Here is an 18,679-nt window from a genome sequence, read left to right as displayed (position 1 = left end):
TTTTTAAGAATTGTAGCTGCTCTCCACCATTGTTACTTTAGCGTCACCCCAAAGCCCTTCTATGTCGTAGAATTCCCTAATGTGTTTTTGAAATACATGAACAACAACATTTACATAGTCCATCAAAATCCATTCTGCGTTTTCAGAACCTTCAACGTGCCAAGGTTTATCTTGTATTGCTTTGCTGACAGTTTTTTGGATGGATGAAACAATTGCGTTTACATGCGTGTTGGAAGTACCATTGCAGATAATAAAGTAGTCACAAACTGTATTTTCAATTTCCCTAAGATCAAGTAGATTTATATCTACTCCTTTAACTTCTTCTATTCCATGTAATATTAAGGCAATCAATTCATCTGCGCTAGCTTTCGTTTTCTGCATTCAAAAATTTTAGTTTCTACAAAGTTATATTTTTTTTGTTTTCTTAGCCCTAGTTTTTAACATAACATTGGACGCACCGCTTTGGGAGAACTATCACAGATAATCAAACTTGATGCCACGGACTCTACAAATCTCTATTTAAAAGATTTGATGCAATCCAATACCTTAGGGGATTTTACAGTAATTGTTGCCAAAAACCAATTAAAAGGAAGAGGTCAAATGGGAACAACTTGGCAGTCTGAAAAAGGTAAAAACTTGACATTTAGTGTTTTAAAAAAATTCATGTCCTTTCAAGTAGTTCGCCAATTCAATTTGAACATCTGTATTTCACTGGCAATTTGTGATGTTCTAAAGGAATTATCCATACCAGATTTAAAGGTAAAATGGCCCAACGACATTATGTCAGGTTCTTCTAAAATTTGTGGCATTTTGATTGAAAATGTTCTTAAAGGGCAGTTGGTTCAAAATTCTATTATTGGTATAGGCCTAAATGTGAACCAAACTAATTATGGAAACTTAGAAAAAGTTGCATCACTAAAGTCATTAACTGGAATGCATTTTGAGCTTGAAGAACTGCTAAATAAAATTTTAGAACGGTTAAAATTCTATTTTATCGAAATTGAGGAAAAATCAGTTGTACAATTATTACCGGATTACCTAGAGCTACTTTTTAGAAAGGATAAACCTTCAACATTTAGAAATACCGAGGGGCAGTTGTTCATGGGATTTATCCGTAATATATCACCAGAAGGAAAACTGATTTTAGAATTGGAGGACAAGGTATTTAAAGAATACGGATTAAAGGAAGTATCCCTTTTGTACTAACCTATCTTATCCAAATTTGATGAAAGCGTCTCCATGAAATTGGTGATTGGAGTTTTAATCATCATGGCCATCATGGCATTAAATTCTCCTTCAAAACTAAGGCCTACTTCACTTTCATTTTCGCTTAAAGCCTTAATGTTTCCAGTTAGTGTAAACGGCAGCTTATCACTGGCAGCTCCAAGGACAACCTTTTCATTGGGGAACTGTTCTTTTAGCCTTAGAATTATTTCTGGCATGCCCTTTAAAGCAAATTTGAAGGTTTTTTCATCTAAAACCTCAAATTTATCAATGTTATCGGGCATTAAGGTCTTAAAGTTTTTAATGTCACTTAAAAAATCAAAAACTTCTTTATCACTTTTTGCCACTTTCTTTTTAGAGACTTCAATATGCATAATTAAAGGTTATTTCCATTGCTGTGGATTTGTTTTCCACTGCAATAAGGTTTGTAGATGAGATTCTTTTATATAATTTGTTTCTGAGGCTTGTTCAATCAAATGGTCATAATCAGATAAGGTGTGAAGCTCCACATCTTCATTGGAAAAATTGTCGGTAGCGGTAGCAAAGCCATAGGTAAATATAGCAACCATGCCCTTTACCTTTGCTTGCTTTGCTTTTAAAGCTCTCACGGCATTTAAACTGCTTTTGCCCGTACTTATTAAGTCCTCAATAACTACCACATTTTGCCCTGGTTCCAAATACCCCTCTATTTGGTTTTGTCTTCCATGGGATTTTGGTTCTGGACGAACATAGATAAAAGGAAGTCCCATTGCTTCTGCAACCAAAATTCCTATACCAATGGCACCAGTTGCAACTCCTGCAATAACATCTGGTTTTCCATATAATGTTTCCACCTGTTTTGCCATCTCTTCGCCAACATAATTTCTTATTTTGGGATATGAAAGCATTATTCTATTATCACAATAAATGGGAGATTTCCACCCAGAAGCCCATGTAAATGGATTTTCTGGTTCCAACTTAATTGCATTAATTTGTAATAGAAGTTCGGCTGTTTTTTTTGCAGTGTCCTTGTTTAAAACCATTGCGCAAATGTATAAAGTTTTTGTTAATGAGTCCCCACTGATTTTAACAAATGAGCGTCAAGAGAATTCTAATGGAAACCTCTTTTCTTTAGATGGTGATTCTATATTAATGGCTATTGAATCTTTGTCCAAGGGTAGATTGAAGGAAGCTTACATATATCATCCGGATGAAGAAAAGATCCTTGATGTTTTTATGCATAAGATTCCAGTCGTGGTAGCTGGGGGAGGGTTTGTAACAAATCCGAAAGGCAAGATTTTATTCATTTATAGAAATGATAAATGGGATTTGCCTAAAGGTAAGGTCGATAAAGGGGAATCCATTGAAAAAGCTGCTATTAGAGAAGTGGAGGAGGAAACAGGAGTAAGAGATTTGGTTATTGATAAATTTTTGCGGACCACCTACCATATTTTTAGGAGAAATGGAGAATACCGCCTAAAGCAAGTACATTGGTTTGCCATGTATACCAAATACGATGGCAAATTGGTTGGTCAGAAAGATGAAGGAATCATGAAAGTGAAATGGAAAGGCCCCAAGAAAGTTAAAAAGGCATTGGAAAACTCCTATTTTAACATTAAAATTTTATTTGAGGGCTGGTCTATTCCCGATCAAGAATAGAGGATGCACCACTACCTTTTACAATACGATAGATAGGATATCTTAAATAGGGCTCTTCTTTATGCTTTGAGCGCTGATAAATCCAATCTAATTGAGCGTACCAGTCTTGAGAAAAATCTGGGTCAACTTCTTTTTTGAGCAGAAAATTACCACGTAGTACGGAATCTTTTTTAAGAATATCCAAAGCTACGTCTTCAAAAACATACGGAGAGAACCCCTCTTTTTGTTGAAGCACGGTATCGAAAAAGTTCCAATTGAAGAAGGAATCTGCTCCCATAGGTTCCAAGGTCTCCAGTAAATATCTAATTCCTTGTTGACTTGTGGGCACTATAAAATCACCTGCCCTAAAGGTGGCTTTGACCATTTTTTTATCAACTTGAGTATTATAGTGTGGATAGTGGCCCTCATATGGGTTTTCTCTGGTGTCGTAATCCAAAATCTTATAGGATTCCACTGTTAGTACAGTATCTTTCTCTATCTTAAAATATTGAACCTTGTTGGCATTCAGTCTATCCATTATTTTTTGCCAACCCTGTTTAACAATGTAGGCGGCAGGAACGGTTACAGTATCTTGTGGGCTATAATAATTATAATAAGGGGTCTTTTTTGTAAAAGGTTTGGATTGGTCATATTTTAACCTGGACAGCCCTGTTACTTCGCTCTTAATCTGTTCAGCTTCATACCCTTTAAAATTTAATTCAGATGTTCGTGTAGTATCTACCTGCCAATCAAAATAATACTCAGAGAGTTTTGTGTTCCCTTCCAAAGTTTCCTTACGCATGGTTTTTATTGTTCCATATTCTTTTTCAACAACAGATATCATGCTTTGCATAAGTTCGTATGTACCTTCCACTCTTTTTGCATAAGGTTTTAGCATGTGGGTTTCCACCATTAAACCCAAGGTACTCCAAAGGGTCGTGTATCCCGTTGAATATCTGGGATGGTCCATAAATTGGCTAAACCCGTATTCTGGTGGCCTATTGTAGACATTAACATAGGGTGTAATGTCCAAATCTTTTTCTGCCAATGATTTCTCCACTTTTGGCATAAATTCTTTATGTAGGTAATTACCGAGTTTTCCACCCAATTTGTTATGTTGAGTAAAAAGGTGAGTAAGCGTGTACTGGTAATCCGCTCCATTGCTAACATGATTGTCAATAAAAACGTCAGGTTCCACTAAATGAAAAATCTGTGTAAAGGTCTTCGCATTTTTAGTGTCCATTTTTATAAAATCCCTATTAAGGTCATAATTCAAGGCATTACCACGAAAACCATATTCTATGGGTCCATTTTGATTTGCTCTGGTAGTTGAATTTCTATACAGTGCTCCTCCAATATTATAAACAGGAATGGTCACCAAAATGGAATTTTTTGGGTGAGCTATTTTTTTGGTTGCCAAATCACGATAAAGAAGCATGGTAGCATCAATGCCGTCGCTCTCTCCCGGGTGTATGCCATTATTTATTAGGATAATGGCTTTTTCATTTCTTACGTTTTCAAAATTAAAATCTCCATCAGGATTGAAGGTGACCATATGCAATGGATATCCACTATCTGTGTTTCCCAATGTTTGAATATTGATTTCAGGAAAATCCTTGGCCAATTTTATATAAAAAGCAATGGTTTCCAGGTAAGTTGGAGTTTCTTTTCCTTCTGTGGTCTCAAAAAAAGTTTGGTAGGAGTCTATTTTATCTTGTGTTTGTGTTTCACAGGATAAAAAGAACATTAGTAATATAAAAAGAACAAAATACTTCAAGGTGTGGAATGCTAGTTGAAAATAAATTGGGGGAAAATTCTTTCCAATGATAAAAATAGTCAATAAAATAATTATGATGCTATATTGACCCTGTTAAGGTCAGAAGCTTCAATTTTGTAAATAGGTTTGTTTTTGAAATTAAGATAGTGCGGAGACTTTAGTCTAAAGTCATTCCATTTCTGGTAATCTAATGGATCTATCGATGATGTGATAACATTAATGATTATTTTTTCCTTGACATCCATGTTCACAAATTCCTGTAAAAATTCCCATCCGTCCATAATGGGCATATTTATATCCAAAAAGATAACTTCTGGTATGGATGCTCCCTTATGAATCCTTTTTGTCAATCCCTCCAATGCAGCTTTTCCATTTTCGAAGGCCTTAATATCCTTACAAATAACAGTGGTTTTCAACATTTTTTTTATGCCGAAAATAGTTATTGGGTCATCATCTATGATATATATACTGTTAATCTTCTTCATTAAAATAAACGTTGAATGTGGAACCTTTATCCACTTCACTACTTACAGTTATATTTCCGCCCATTGCTTCTACCTGGTTCTTTATGATATATAGTCCTAGACCTCTAGCATCTTTGTTGTTATGGAAGGTTTTATACATTCCAAAAATTTTACCTCCATACCTGTTTAAATCAATGCCCAAGCCTTTGTCACTTACACTTAAAACAACACTTTTATCTTGTTTTTTGGCATTTAGGGCAACAACTGCATTTTCTTCTGGCTTGCTATATTTTACCGCGTTGGTTATCAAGTTTAGAATGATGCTCTCCAAATAAGCGGGAACACTCATGACCGCTACGTTGTCTGGAACCGAATTGATGAATTTCACCTTGTTCTTTACTAAGAAACCAGCCAAATTTTGCTGAACTTTAAGGATGTTTTCATTTAGATTTAATGATTTCTTATCTAGATTAACATTGGTGCTTATATCAACTACTTCATTAAGATTTTCCAATGTATCCAATAAGTTGTCAGATGCATGAGACAACATTTTCATGATTCGCTTTTTTTCCTTTTCTTCTTTTTCTTTGATGAGAAATTCCAAAAGCATTGAAAAATTAGCAGTATGCGACCTCAGATTATGTGAAACAATATGCGCAAAATTGATAAGCTTTTTGTTTTGTATTGCAGTTACGTTGATTAAGTCTTGCAATTGATCTTCCTTTTGTTTTATATGGGTAATATCCATACTCATACCTATAAGTCCGTATGCTTTGCCTTTTATATCCAGAAGAGGAATTTTTGAGGTAAGGAAATTGGTGGCACTACCATCTTTTTTTATGTTAATGGTCTCTCTCCCAATCATGGGTTTTAATGTGCGCATTACCTCTAGGTCCTCGTCTCTAGAAATTTGCGCCACTTTTTCATCATAAAGATCAAAATCCGTTTTCCCTACTAGATCCTCTGGTTTTGTTCCCAAATACTCGCACTCTGCTTTGTTTACCAATATTTTTCGAGAGTCCTTATCTTTTATGAAAACGTTTATGGGAAGATTATCAATCAAGGTGGTCAGTAACTGTTCACTTTCCTTTGTTTTGATCTCCGCTAAAACTTGATCGTTAATGTCTTGAAAAGTTCCAAAAAGCTTGACTATTTTCCCATTTTTTCTGATTGCTTTTCCACCTGCTGTTACCCATTTCTCTTCTCCTTTGTGCGTGATTATGATTAAACGCTCACTATAAGGTGTTCCCTCTTCCAATGCCTTATGGAACAACATAGAAATTTTGTTTCTACTATACCCTTGTTTATAAAACTCTATACCTTGGTTTATTTTAGGTTCAAAGTCATCTGGGACTTGGTGAATCTGTTTTGTTACCTCACACCAATTAAGTTTCTCTGTTGCAATATCGTATTCCCAACTACCAACTGATGAAACTTCTGATGTTGCTTTGAGTAAAGTTTTGGTTCTTTCCAGTTCCAGTTCTTTTTCAATAATATGTGTTATATCTTCGGTTTGTACAATTGTTCCAATTATGTTTTCTTTTTCATCAAACCAGGGTACAAAAACACTTTCGAACCATTTCTCGTTTTCCTTGTTCTTTTTTTTATGACGAATGACATGCTTACAATTTTCCAGAAAGCATTCCTTCAAGGTTTTAGCTGAAAATTCTTCATGATTATCGTAAAAACCAAAAATATTCTTGTTATTTCCACGAGTGTCTTTTGGTTCTAAATCAAAAATGGACAACCATGAGTTTGAGGCTTCAACCACCGAATACTTAGTGTCAACAAGAGCAGTGGCTTTGGGTAGTTGCTTAATTAGGTAATTGTGGGGAACAGATTCAACAGTTTTCAAAATAAGGTTGAGATTTGGGGGTTCTTTAATTTATAAGAAATTTCTTACTAAAATATAGGTATTAACCTTTTTCTCTTATTTATTGTTGTGAACTAACGCAAATCTGTTGTTTCTTATACGAAACAAGAAGTTAGAAAGGTGGAAGATCAAAGAATTATGACTTACCACAGATTTTTACAAAATTTAGAATGTTGTGAATGATTGCTATGGCTTAACTATCACGGTATCTGGGACCAAGCCAGTGTAGTCTCCACCATTTCTAATCACATCTCTTACAATGGATGAACTGATATAAGATTTTCCAGAAGAGGTAAGCAAAAATACCGTTTCAATTTCGGAAAGCTTTCTATTGGTATGCGCAATGGCCTTTTCAAACTCAAAATCTCCTGGATTTCTCAACCCTCTTAAAATAAAATTGGCATCTATTTTTTTACAAAAATCGACCGTAAGCCCTTCATAGGTTACAACCTTAATTTTTGGTTCGTCCTTAAATGCATTTTCAATGAATTCTGTTCTTTCTTCCAAAGAGAACATGTATTTCTTATCCGCATTTATGCCAATTGCAATCACAAGTTCATCAAATAAAGTAATGCCCCTTTTTATAATATCGTAATGGCCTAAAGTAAGTGGGTCAAAAGAACCAGGAAAAATGGCGCGTCTCATGTTTGGAAAGTTTGTTTAAAAATACAGATTTTCTATCGTAATGTTTCTTCTATAGCACTACCAAATAGCTCTTTTAAAGATATTCCTGCGGCTTTGGCCTGTTGCGGTAAGATGCTTTCTTTGGTAAGACCGGGTGTGGTGTTTACCTCTAGTAGATAGGGCTCATCTTTTATAAAAATGAACTCACTGCGGGTGTAACCCTTTAATCCTAGTGTCTTATAAATATATTCTGCCCATTTTACAACGCGTTCCTCTTGTTCTTTGGAAATTCTTGCTGGTGTAATTTCTTGTGATTTTCCTTGATATTTTGCCTCATAATCAAAAAAATCGTTTTCTGAGACTATTTCGGTTATGGGGAGTACCTTGATTTGATTTTTATATGTAATTACCCCCACAGATACTTCTGTTCCATCCAAAAAAGATTCAATTATGACCTCATTGTCCTCCTTAAATGCATTTGATATGGCCTTGTTTAGATTCTTTTTTTCGTAGACCTTAGATATACCGAAACTGCTACCGGCCCTATTGGCTTTTACAAAACAAGGAAGACCTACTTTGTCTACAATGGTGTCTGCATTAATTGGATCTCCCAAATTTAAATAGAAAGACTGGGCACAAAGTATTCCATATGGCTTAAGAGCGCTTAGTAAATCGCGCTTGTTAAAGGTAAGAGCAGCTTGATAATGGCCACAGGATGTTTGGGGTATTTGCAACAATTCAAAATAAGCTTGCAATAATCCATCTTCACCAGGAGTTCCGTGGATTGCATTAAAAATACAGTCAAAATGGATTGCTTCACCCTCAACTTTTATACTAAAATTGGATTTATTCACTGGGGTTTCTATATTATCTTCATCTAAGTAAACCCATTTTTTGTCCGTGATGATAATACGGTATGGAGCATAGATAGTTTTATCCAAATATTGATGTACCACGTTACCGCTTTTAATAGAAATTTCATATTCACTGGAGTAACCACCCATAATGATGGCAATGTTTTTTTTCATCAGCTTATCGAATATCACTATGTCAAAGTAAAGAAAAAAGGACTGGCTTTCCTATATTTGTTCAGATAAGGCATATGCATGAAACATTTTTTAAGTTTTTTAAAAAGTAAGATTTTCCTAATCCAAATTGGTTTGGCCTTGGTTGCTGTTGTACTCTTTTGCTTTTTGGTGTTGCAATGGTTAAAAGGTTCTACAAATCATGGAGAGTTTGTGGAAGTGCCAGATTTTTCAAAAATGTCAGTAATGGAAATGAGGGATGCAGTGGAAAATGCAGGGCTTCGTTATCAGGTTTTGGATTCATCCAATTATAACCCAGATTATCCTAGATTTTCAATTTTAGATCAAGAACCGCCAGCTGGAAACAAGGTAAAATCCAATAGAAAAATATATTTCACCGTAAACCCTTCAGGCTATAAAAAGGTGACTGTTCCGGATATTATACAAGTTACCCAACGCAATGCGGCATCTATGCTAAGAGCGGTAGGGTTAGATGTCCAGCGAGTTACCTATATAGATGAGTTGGGGAAAGATATGGTCTATAGAATGAAGTATAAGGGAAAGTATTTAAAACCTGGTGATAAGCTGCCCAAAACGTCTAAGATAGAGTTGATTTGTGGTAATGGAACAATTACAGGGAGTGCTCGCGTACAGGCAGATTCCCAATAACTATGGATACTTCAGAAAATACAGAGCCCTCGCAAGATGAACTTTTTGAGCACCATAAATTTGTAGCATCCAAAGGACAAGAACCTTTGAGGGTAGACAAATTTCTAATGAATTTTATAGAGAACGCTACCCGAAACAAGATTCAACAGGCAGCCAAACAGGGACATATTTGGGTGAATGATAGTATAGTAAAACAAAACTATAAGGTTAAAGCTGGGGACGAGGTAAAAGTGCTATTCGAACACCCTCCCTATGAGTTTTTGCTTACTCCAGAGGATATTCCATTGGAAATAGTTTATGAGGATGAAACACTTCTTGTGGTGAACAAACCCGCAGGAATGGTTGTGCATCCCGGTCATGGTAACTATTCAGGAACTCTAATCAATGCCTTGGTCCACCATTTTGATAATTTGCCCAAGAACAGTTCTGAACGACCAGGATTGGTGCATCGTATAGATAAAGATACCTCTGGTCTTCTGGTAATAGCCAAAACAGAAACTGCCATGACTCATTTGGCCAAACAATTTTTTGAGAAAAGTAGTGAACGGGAGTATTTGGCATTGGTTTGGGGCAATTTAAAGGAAGATGAGGGAACCGTTGAGGGGCATATAGCCAGAAACCCTAAAAATAGACTGCAAATGATGGTTTTTCCAGATGGAGACCAAGGAAAAGAAGCTGTTACACATTACAAAGTAGTTGAACGATTAGGTTATGTCACCTTGGTTTCTTGCCAATTGGAAACCGGAAGGACCCACCAGATTCGTGTTCATATGAAGTATATAGGACACACATTGTTTAATGACGAAAGGTATGGAGGAAACAAAATTTTAAAGGGAACCACTTTTACCAAGTACAAGCAATTTGTGGAAAACGCCTTTAAAATATTACCCAGACAAGCACTTCATGCCAAAACCTTGGGTTTTGAACACCCTAAAACCGGAGAATTTATGCGATTTAACACTGAACTGCCAGAGGATATGGTAAATTGTATTGAAAAATGGAGAAATTATACAAAGCAAAGTGAACAATAGTTTTCCTCAATTGAAGGATTGAAAACACCTGTTGCACAAATAACATAAAAATGCTTTTTCTCCATATTTTTACTTAAAATTAGTTTTCATGAAAATTGTTATTTCTCCAGCTAAGTCGTTAGATTTTGAAACGACCTTGCCTACATCAAAATACAGCCAACCCGAATTTTTGGAGCAGTCTAAAAAGTTGAACGCTGTATTGGCCAAGAAAAAGCCAAAGGCATTGTCCAAGCTTATGTCAATATCAGATAATTTGGCTGAGCTTAATTGGCAAAGAAACCAACAATTTTCAACTCCATTCACCACAGAAAATTCAAGGCCTGCAGTATTTTCATTTAATGGAGACGTATACCAGGGGTTGGATGCCCATACCATTCCAGAGAACAAGTTGGATAAACTTCAAGATACGCTTCGTATTTTATCTGGGCTTTATGGAATTTTAAAACCTTTTGATTTGATACAGCCTTATCGTCTGGAAATGGGAACTCAATTAAAAGTGGCACGTAAAAAGAACCTTTATGAGTTTTGGCGCAAACAATTAACGGAACATTTAAATTCTGAATTGGAAGATGGGGAGCTATTTATCAACTTGGCTAGCAACGAATATTTTGGGGCGATAGACGAGAAAAAGCTTAAAGTACCAGTAATCACACCAATATTTAAGGACTGGAAAAATGACAAGCTAAAAGTTATTAGTTTTTTTGCCAAAAAGGCACGTGGTTCAATGGTCCGTTATATTTTGGATACCAATGCACAGACTTTGGAGGACGTCAAAGGTTTTGATTATGACAATTATGTGTTTAGTGCTGAACATACCCTAAAAGAAAATCAACCTGTTTTTATCAGGTAATTTCTACTGTTTGCACCCATTTTTTTTGCAAAGATGTTAGGTTTATGCCTTGTCACGCTTTAAATTGTGATGTAAATAAAATAGGCCGCTAATTTTGACTTTTATCACCATCTTTGATTCTTTAAAATTAATCTAGAAATACATTTCACCGATGAATTCAGTACAACAAGCAAAGCGTTTAGAGGAGTTTAAAAAATCGGTAACCAATAAATTCAATATTTATAACAGCCTATTTTTAACATTACCATATCGACATATAGAAAATGTAATCATGTTGGTCCCACTTTTGTTCGATCAATGCGAAAAAGGTTTAAAAGATGGGAAGACCCCTCAAGAAATTTTGGACACTTTTTTTACAAATTTTGTGGAAATCAAAGATGAGAGGGAAAGGTTGGATTTCATGTTCAGAATTATTCAATACGTTGAACGCCAGGTTGTGCTGTATGATAGTGTTGAGGACGCCGCATTTTCTAAATTACAGGAATATAGCAATTCACTTTCTATAAAGGACTATTTTGAGTTGGTGGATCAAAATAAGAACTGGGATAAAATAGCCAAGAAATTGTCAACATTCAGTGCAAGAATTGTGCTCACGGCTCATCCTACCCAATTCTACACCCCTGCGGTATTGGACATTATCTCTAAAATGCAGTCGTTGATCAATGAGGATGAGGTCAATGAAATTGATGTTACCCTGCAACAATTGGGATTGACATCTCTTATAAACGCAAAGAAGCCCACACCTTTGGATGAGGCAAAAAATATCATCTATATTTTACGGCACACTTATTATGATGCTATTGGTGAATTGTTTCAGTATGTAAAAAGTAATATTAGGGCAGAAGACTTTTCCAACTACAACATAATGAAATTGGGTTTTTGGCCAGGAGGCGATCGTGATGGCAACCCATTCGTTACAGCGGAAATAACAAGACAAGTGGCAGACGAACTTAGGTTGACACTGATGAAATGTTATTACAACGAGCTAAAGGCATTACGGAAAAAGTTGACTTTTAAAAATTTGCAACAGGACTTGACGGGACTAAGCAATAAGCTGTATCGCGCCATGTTTGATGCCAAGTTCATTATTGGTTATCCTGAAATAATTGAATCACTTATTAAAATCCGTGAGACATTAAATGAGGATTATCACGGATTGTATTTAGATGACCTAAATATCCTAATAGACAGAGTTCATATTTTTAAAACACATTTTGCCACTTTAGATATTCGTCAAGACCATAGCAAGCACTATTTGACGGTGGAGTCAATCTTAAAAAAGAACGGGGCAATTAAAGAGAATATAGAAGAGCTTAGTGATAAAGAATTAATAAAATGGCTGTTAGAAAAAGATTTAAAGCTAAATCCAAAAGATTACAACGAAGAAATAGTTAAAGATACCATAACCAACATTCAACAATTAAAAGAGATTCAATCTAAGAATGGTGAGGAGGGATGCAATCGGTACATAATCAGCAATTCTGAAGACATTTATGCGGTTCTATTTGTTTTTGGATTGTTTAGATGGTGTGGTTGGGAAGAAAAGGATATTACCTTCGATATTGTGCCACTTTTTGAAACGATGAAAGGGATGGATGCATCTGAAGAAGTAATGCAAACCCTTTTTGATAACCCTAGTTATCGCGCTCACCTAGAGCGTAGGAGAAATGACCATACCATCATGTTGGGCTTTTCAGATGGGACCAAAGACGGTGGCTATCTAAAAGCAAATTGGTCTATTCTTAAAACAAAGGAGACCCTAAGTAAGGTCTGTAAAAAGAATGGTATAAGGGCCATGTTTTTTGATGGCAGGGGAGGACCACCGGCCAGGGGTGGAGGCAAAACACACCGTTTTTACGCGGCACAGACCAAAGATGTGGCCAATCACGAGATACAGCTTACCATACAGGGCCAGACCATTACAAGTACCTACGGTACCAAAGAGCAGTTTATTCATAATGCCGAACAGTTGCTCACAGCTGGGTTGAGCAATAACCTTTTTGGCAAAGAGCATGTGATTTCGACCAAGGAACGTAAGTTGATAGAAGAGCTGTCAGAATTAAGTTTTGCCAAGTATGATGCCTTAAAAAAACATGAAAAGTTTATTCCATATTTAGAGAACAGGAGTACGTTAAAGTATTATACCAAAGCTAATATTGGAAGTCGTCCAGGAAAAAGAGGCAGTAAAAAACAGTTGGAGCTTTCAGATTTAAGGGCGATTTCGTTTGTAGGATCATGGAGCCAACTAAAGCAGAATGTCCCCGGTTATTTTGGATTAGGGTCAGCTATTGAGGCCTTTAGGGAACAAGGAAGGTTGAAAGAAGTAAAAAAACTGTTCAAAGAAGTCCCGTTCTTTAGAGCATTGATGATGAATAGTATGATGTCATTGGCCAAGACCAATTTTGAGTTGACCAGTTATATGAGAGAAGATAAAGAGTTCGGAGAATTTTGGAACATACTCCATGATGAATATCAACTATCTAAAAAGATGCTTTTAGAGATTTCTGGGCATAAGATTTTAATGGAGGACGAAGCGGTCTCAAGAGAATCTGTAAAGATTAGAGAAAAGATCGTTCTTCCATTGTTGGTCATTCAACAAAACGCATTGTACCATATTACCCAGAATTCCGAATACAAGGAATTGTACGAAAAAATAGTTACAAGGTCACTATACGGTAACATTAATGCCAGTAGAAATTCAGCTTAGGGTTTAAACCATTAAGTTTGAAAATAGATTTAATAACAATTTACAATCTTGAGCTCAAAACTGTTCGTTCATACCCATCCTTATGAGCCATTTCTTTTTCCGGAGGCCACAAAACTGATTGTAGGTACCCTTCCGCCACCAAGATTCACTACCGGTGAGTTAAAGGACGATGATGTTGACTTTTGTTACGGTAGCAGAAATGGCATGCTCTGGCCTATTTTGGACAGGATTTTTAATTTGAACCTTAAGTATGAAACCACTGACGAAGCTGCGGAACAGCGTAAAAAGTTCTTATTGAAAAGAAAAATAGGTGTTTGTGATATTGTGGGAAGTGCAGAGAGAAGTAAAATTGATGCCTCTGATCTGGGAATGCAAAATGCTAAACTTCGGAACCTGGTAAAGTATCTACAGAAGTATACCAATATAAATACACTTTTGTTCACTGGAGGAAATAGCAAAAATGGCCCTGAATACTTTTTTAGGAAACAATTGAAAGAATATGGCTTGCAATTAGAAGTGGTTTCTGGAGAAGTGCCAAGAATCCATCAGTTTATGCTTCCGGTCACTTCGAGAGGAATCAATAAATCTAGAATGATTAAAACGGTATCGTTGACTGCACCCTCTGGTGCTGCCAATAGAGCAGTTGGTAGCCTGCAAGCCTATAAAGATTTAAAAAACAAAAATCCTTATTTCAACACGCTGGATTTCAGAGTGATGCAGTACGAAGAGTTTTTTTAGGAACCTCTTAGTTAAGGTCAAAATTGGATAACAACTCTGAAAAAGGAAAGACTTTGATTTGTTTGACCTTCTTTTGTTCAATTTGCTTGATGATTTTGTCTATTGCTTTATCAAACCTCCTTTTGGGCATGGGTTTCATTAAAAAATCATTTATCCCATAATCAAAAGCCCTCTCAGCAAAATTTTCCCAGGTGGAGTTCAAAACAATGGCCGAATTTATTTCAATGTTGTCAAGTAGCTCAAAAGCATCTACGTTCTCCATCAACACATCAAGAAAAACAATATCCACCTTTTGATCATAAATGGTTTTTATTCCTTTGTATGGACTTTCATAAGAACCAACAAAGTGGAGATTTGGGTGATTTTTGACCAATACAGATGTAGCTAAACGCTGAATTGACGAATCATCAATAACTATGGTACTATATTTCATAATAAGTAGGTAAATAACTTGAATCAAAGTTAGTTTTGCCTACACTATTGTAAAGAAAAATAGGATGTATTACTTTTTTATCAGGATAAAATCATGATTTTATCCATTTCATGGAGAACAGGTTTTTTGTTAATCGAAGTAAACTGCAGTTTGCGGAGCTAGAGTATAGAGCCTTGCGATTAGTTTATCGGAGTGGAAATGATGCTGTAAAACGCTCTAATCCCGTAATCCAATTGTCCAATTTTCAAGTTCTCATTGGGGCTATGCTGATTGTTGTCCGCGTTTACCATAGGAACAATAAATGCAGGAATCTTTAATTCGTTAATAAAAGGGGCAATGGGAACGGTTCCTCCCATGATTCGAATTCGTACCACATCTTTTTTGAAAGCTGTCTGTAGGGCCTCCACCAAGAATTTTCCATAGGAATTGTCCAAGTTGGTGCGGAAAGCGTCAGTGACACTGCCCTCGGTCACTGTGACGATTTTATCATGTGCCATACGCTCTTCTTTGGATGGAATGTGGTCCAAGACATAATATCCTTGTTTGGTAATGTGGTCTTTAACCAGCCCTTTCAAACGAGTGCCATCACTTTCTGGCACCAAACGTAAATCGAGTTCTGCGGTTGCACTTTCGGGGACTATGGTTCGCGCTTTTTTTCCAATCCAGCCAGAACCTAGCCCTCTAATGTTCAAGGATGGATATTGCAGGGCCTCCTGATAGAAGCCTCCTACTTTTTCAGCAGATTTAAATTGAAGTTTCTCCGCAATGGTGGCATCACTATCAGGCACACTTTTTAAAACCTCCTGAACAGTATCGTCCAAGGAAATTCCATTGTAATACCCAGGAATGATTACACGACCTTCCTTGTCTTTCATGCTCGCCAACAATTGAGAAAGTTGAAATCCTGGATTTGGAGCATAATTTCCATAATGCCCACTATGCTGTGGCGTTATTGGACCATAAGTGGTTAAGGTCAATGAGGTGATGCCACGACAACCGTAGATTACAGTTGGGTCTCCTGAAGGATGAACGGGACCATCATTTATGACCAAAAAATCAGCATCAAGTAATTCTCTATATTGTTTTACAGCTTTGGGCAGTGGTTTACTGCTTTTTTCTTCCTCGCCATCCAAAATGACCTTAATGTTAAAAGGAAGCTCTTTGTTTTCTTTTTTTAGCAAATCAATGGCATTCAAAAACATGACTATGGGCCCTTTATCATCAGAAGTGGAACGACCAAATAGTCTCCAATCATAGTTAACATCATCACCTAAAGCATCAAAAGAAATGGTTTCATACCCATTTTCGATGGGTTTTTTCAGAACAGTTTCATATGGATTGGGTTGATTCCATTTTGATGGGTCCACGGATTGGCCGTCCAAATGCATATAAATAAGCATGGTCGGTTTGGAGTCATCCATGGGCAAGGCCGCAAAAAAAAGTGGCAAATTCTCTGTTTCCAACACTGTGGTATTAAATCCACGTTCACCAAACTTTTTCCTTAACCAAAAAATATTGTCATCTATATCTTCAGCATTAAGAGCATCATTAGGGATGGAAACAAAATCCTTTAGCTCTTCTATGGCATTGGCCACTTGAGATTTTACGGCAATAGAATCTTGGGAAAAAACTGAAAAACAAGAGATTACAGTAAATAGAAATGTAAATCTTTTGAGTGTTGACATTGAATTTATTTTGAGTTCAATTTAACGAATTCCATTCACAAACTCATCAATTTTTTCCACCCCATTTTTAGTGAGATGCTTAATAAATGCTGAACCAATAATAGCCCCTTTTGCTTTTCTGGTGGCTTGACTGAAAGTATCTGAATTACTTATACCAAAACCAACAATTTGGGGATTCTTAAGATTCATTGCATTGATTCGTTCAAAATAGGTTTGGGTTTTGTTCTCGAAGCCTGTTTTTGCTCCAGTAGTGCTGGCAGAACTTACCATGTAAATAAAACCATCAGAAACAGCATCAATCTGTCTAATTCTTTCCTCACTGGTCTGTGGAGTTATCAAAAAGACATTGATCAACCCAAATTTTTTGAAAATGGTTTTATATTCTTCTTGGTAAACATCTAAGGGTAGATCTGGCAAAATAATACCATCGATACCTATCTCTTGGCATTTTTTGCAAAAGGATTCAACACCGTATTGAAATACAGGATTAAAATACCCCATTACTATTAGTGGAATGGAAACTGTTTTTCTAATATCTCTGAGTTGTTCAAAGAGTAATTCAGTATGCATACCATTGCGCAACGCAGCGGTGGAGCTTTCTTGTATTGTTGGTCCATCAGCCAAAGGGTCACTAAAAGGTAGACCTATTTCAATCATGTCCACACCGTACTTTTCAAGGTCATGAATGATTTTTGCAGTATCATTTAAATTTGGGTAACCAGCAGTAAAGTATATGGAGAGAAGTTTTTTATCCTCCTTCAATTTTTGGTTGATTCTGTTCATAATTTGAAGTAATCAATATAGTTCTGTAAATCTTTATCACCTCTCCCAGATAGATTAATGACAACAATATCTGAAGGGTTAAATTTTTTATGTTCTAAAATCGCAAACGCGTGAGATGATTCAATGGCAGGAATAATGCCTTCCAGTTGACATAACGCCAATCCCGCCGTCATGGCTTCGTCATCTGTTATAGAGATGAATTCTCCTCTACCCGATTTGAATAGATGGGCATGCATTGGCCCAACACCAGGGTAGTCCAATCCTGCAGAAATGGAATAGGGCTCAGTAATTTGACCATCTTTAGTTTGCATTAACAGCGTTTTGCTACCGTGAATGATTCCCACCTTTCCCAAGGCCGAAGTGGCAGCGCTTTCTCCAGTATCAATGCCTTTCCCAGCGGCTTCTACGGCTATGATTCCAACTTCTGGAGTGTCTAAATAGTGATAGTAGGCACCAGCGGCATTACTTCCTCCACCCACACAAGCAACAATATAATCTGGGTTTTCACGCCCTTCTTTTTCTAGCAATTGTTTTTTGATTTCTTTAGAGATCACCGATTGAAAACGAGCCACCATATCTGGGTACGGATGTGGTCCTACTACAGAACCAATAATGTAATGGGTATCAACAGGATTATTGATCCAGTCACGAATTGCCTCATTTGTAGCATCTTTTAAGGTTCTACTGCCTGATAACGCAGGGCGTACTTCTGCGCCCAACATTTTCATACGTGCTACATTTGGCGCTTGACGGGCAATGTCAATTTCACCCATATAAACCACACATTCAATACCAGCTAAGGCACAAACGGTGGCCGTTGCAACACCATGTTGGCCAGCTCCAGTTTCTGCAATGATTCTTTTTTTGCCGAGCTTTTTGGCCATTAATATCTGACCTATGGTGTTGTTGACCTTATGCGCACCGGTATGGCACAAATCTTCTCGTTTCAGGTAGATTTTGGTGTTGTATTTTTTGGATAGTCGCTCAGCGAAATAGAGTGGGGTAGGGCGCCCTACGTAATCCTTGAGTAATTGGTTGAACTCTTCTTTAAAAGAAGGTTCTTCCATAATGCGAATGTAATTTTGCCGTAATTCCTCCGTATTTGGATAAAGCATTTCTGGGATGAATGCTCCTCCAAACTCTCCGTAATATCCTTTTTCGTTAGCGTGATAACTCATA

19 protein-coding genes are annotated in these 18,679 nt (G+C 36.6%); 7 read left to right on the top strand and 12 right to left on the bottom strand.

From position 1 onward, the window contains the following. Positions 1 to 3: 3 nt before the first annotated feature. Positions 4 to 381, bottom strand: a complete 378-nt coding sequence (rsfS, locus tag DKG77_RS15860) for a ribosome silencing factor (protein ID WP_109665181.1) — start codon at positions 379 to 381, stop codon at positions 4 to 6. Positions 382 to 462: 81 nt separating this feature from the next. On the opposite strand from rsfS, the gene DKG77_RS15855 reads away from it, so the two are divergent. Continuing rightward, positions 463 to 1,206, top strand: a complete 744-nt coding sequence (locus DKG77_RS15855) for a biotin--[acetyl-CoA-carboxylase] ligase (protein WP_109665178.1) — start codon at positions 463 to 465, stop codon at positions 1,204 to 1,206. On the opposite strand, the gene DKG77_RS15850 is transcribed toward DKG77_RS15855, so the two are convergent. Both DKG77_RS15850 and pyrE read right to left on the bottom strand, forming a co-directional pair. Beyond that, positions 1,203 to 1,598, bottom strand: coding sequence for an orotate phosphoribosyltransferase (locus DKG77_RS15850; protein WP_109665176.1), 396 nt, complete (start codon positions 1,596 to 1,598; stop codon positions 1,203 to 1,205). The genes DKG77_RS15855 and DKG77_RS15850 overlap by 4 nt on opposite strands. 9 nt (positions 1,599 to 1,607) lie before the next feature. Further along, positions 1,608 to 2,246, bottom strand: a complete 639-nt coding sequence (gene pyrE, locus DKG77_RS15845) for an orotate phosphoribosyltransferase (RefSeq protein WP_109665173.1) — start codon at positions 2,244 to 2,246, stop codon at positions 1,608 to 1,610. Between the two features lie 7 nt (positions 2,247 to 2,253). On the opposite strand from pyrE, the gene DKG77_RS15840 reads away from it, so the two are divergent. Then, positions 2,254 to 2,862 carry an NUDIX hydrolase gene (locus DKG77_RS15840; RefSeq protein WP_109665445.1) on the top strand — a complete coding sequence of 203 codons (609 nt, stop codon included), beginning with the start codon at positions 2,254 to 2,256 and terminating at the stop codon, positions 2,860 to 2,862. Here the strand turns inward: DKG77_RS15840 and DKG77_RS15835 are convergent. The 5 genes from DKG77_RS15835 to DKG77_RS15815 all read right to left on the bottom strand — a co-directional run bounded on the left by DKG77_RS15835 (position 2,843) and on the right by DKG77_RS15815 (position 8,607). Continuing rightward, complete coding sequence (locus DKG77_RS15835) at positions 2,843 to 4,588, bottom strand: M14 family metallopeptidase (protein ID WP_109665170.1); 1,746 nt, start codon at positions 4,586 to 4,588, stop codon at positions 2,843 to 2,845. The genes DKG77_RS15840 and DKG77_RS15835 overlap by 20 nt on opposite strands. A gap of 101 nt (positions 4,589 to 4,689) precedes the next feature. Continuing rightward, entirely contained in the window at positions 4,690 to 5,103 is a 414-nt protein-coding gene (locus DKG77_RS15830) for a response regulator (protein ID WP_109665168.1), read from the bottom strand. After that, a complete protein-coding gene (locus DKG77_RS15825; RefSeq protein ID WP_243414945.1) occupies positions 5,090 to 6,937 on the bottom strand; it encodes a PAS domain-containing sensor histidine kinase in 1,848 nt (615 codons plus the stop codon). The genes DKG77_RS15830 and DKG77_RS15825 overlap by 14 nt, the downstream gene beginning before the upstream one ends. A gap of 204 nt (positions 6,938 to 7,141) precedes the next feature. After that, a complete protein-coding gene (coaD, locus tag DKG77_RS15820; protein ID WP_109665162.1) occupies positions 7,142 to 7,600 on the bottom strand; it encodes a pantetheine-phosphate adenylyltransferase in 459 nt (152 codons plus the stop codon). Positions 7,601 to 7,632: 32 nt separating this feature from the next. Then, a complete protein-coding gene (locus DKG77_RS15815) occupies positions 7,633 to 8,607 on the bottom strand; it encodes a D-alanine--D-alanine ligase (RefSeq protein ID WP_109665159.1) in 975 nt (324 codons plus the stop codon). Between the two features lie 78 nt (positions 8,608 to 8,685). On the opposite strand from DKG77_RS15815, the gene DKG77_RS15810 reads away from it, so the two are divergent. From DKG77_RS15810 to DKG77_RS15790, 5 genes are all read left to right on the top strand, one after another. After that, positions 8,686 to 9,273 carry a PASTA domain-containing protein gene (locus DKG77_RS15810; protein ID WP_109665156.1) on the top strand — a complete coding sequence of 196 codons (588 nt, stop codon included), beginning with the start codon at positions 8,686 to 8,688 and terminating at the stop codon, positions 9,271 to 9,273. A gap of 2 nt (positions 9,274 to 9,275) precedes the next feature. After that, the gene (locus DKG77_RS15805; RefSeq protein ID WP_109665153.1) at positions 9,276 to 10,304 is read left to right on the top strand and encodes an RluA family pseudouridine synthase; all 1,029 of its coding nucleotides are present in this window, start codon (positions 9,276 to 9,278) and stop codon (positions 10,302 to 10,304) included. 88 nt (positions 10,305 to 10,392) lie between these two features. Continuing rightward, positions 10,393 to 11,154 carry a peroxide stress protein YaaA gene (gene yaaA, locus DKG77_RS15800; protein WP_109665151.1) on the top strand — a complete coding sequence of 254 codons (762 nt, stop codon included), beginning with the start codon at positions 10,393 to 10,395 and terminating at the stop codon, positions 11,152 to 11,154. 151 nt (positions 11,155 to 11,305) lie between these two features. Next, the gene (locus DKG77_RS15795; RefSeq protein WP_109665149.1) at positions 11,306 to 13,861 is read left to right on the top strand and encodes a phosphoenolpyruvate carboxylase; all 2,556 of its coding nucleotides are present in this window, start codon (positions 11,306 to 11,308) and stop codon (positions 13,859 to 13,861) included. Between the two features lie 48 nt (positions 13,862 to 13,909). Continuing rightward, on the top strand, positions 13,910 to 14,599 hold the full coding sequence (locus DKG77_RS15790) for a uracil-DNA glycosylase family protein (protein ID WP_243414944.1): 690 nt from the start codon (positions 13,910 to 13,912) through the stop codon (positions 14,597 to 14,599). Between the two features lie 7 nt (positions 14,600 to 14,606). Here DKG77_RS15790 and DKG77_RS15785 read toward each other — a convergent pair whose 3' ends face one another. From DKG77_RS15785 to trpB, 4 genes are all read right to left on the bottom strand, one after another. Continuing rightward, on the bottom strand, positions 14,607 to 15,032 hold the full coding sequence (locus DKG77_RS15785; RefSeq protein WP_109665146.1) for a LytR/AlgR family response regulator transcription factor: 426 nt from the start codon (positions 15,030 to 15,032) through the stop codon (positions 14,607 to 14,609). Between the two features lie 179 nt (positions 15,033 to 15,211). Then, positions 15,212 to 16,717, bottom strand: a complete 1,506-nt coding sequence (locus DKG77_RS15780) for a M20/M25/M40 family metallo-hydrolase (RefSeq protein ID WP_109665143.1) — start codon at positions 16,715 to 16,717, stop codon at positions 15,212 to 15,214. 21 nt (positions 16,718 to 16,738) lie between these two features. After that, entirely contained in the window at positions 16,739 to 17,500 is a 762-nt protein-coding gene (gene trpA, locus DKG77_RS15775; RefSeq protein ID WP_109665140.1) for a tryptophan synthase subunit alpha, read from the bottom strand. Beyond that, positions 17,497 to 18,678 carry a tryptophan synthase subunit beta gene (gene trpB, locus DKG77_RS15770; protein ID WP_109665138.1) on the bottom strand — a complete coding sequence of 394 codons (1,182 nt, stop codon included), beginning with the start codon at positions 18,676 to 18,678 and terminating at the stop codon, positions 17,497 to 17,499. Before trpB ends, trpA begins: the two co-directional genes overlap by 4 nt. Position 18,679 lies beyond the last annotated feature (1 nt).

It is taken from the genome of Flagellimonas aquimarina, from assembly GCF_003149745.1.
Lineage (GTDB): Bacteria > Bacteroidota > Bacteroidia > Flavobacteriales > Flavobacteriaceae > Flagellimonas > Flagellimonas aquimarina.
Note: the sequence above shows the minus strand (reverse complement) of the source record. Positions and strands in the feature narration are given on the sequence as shown.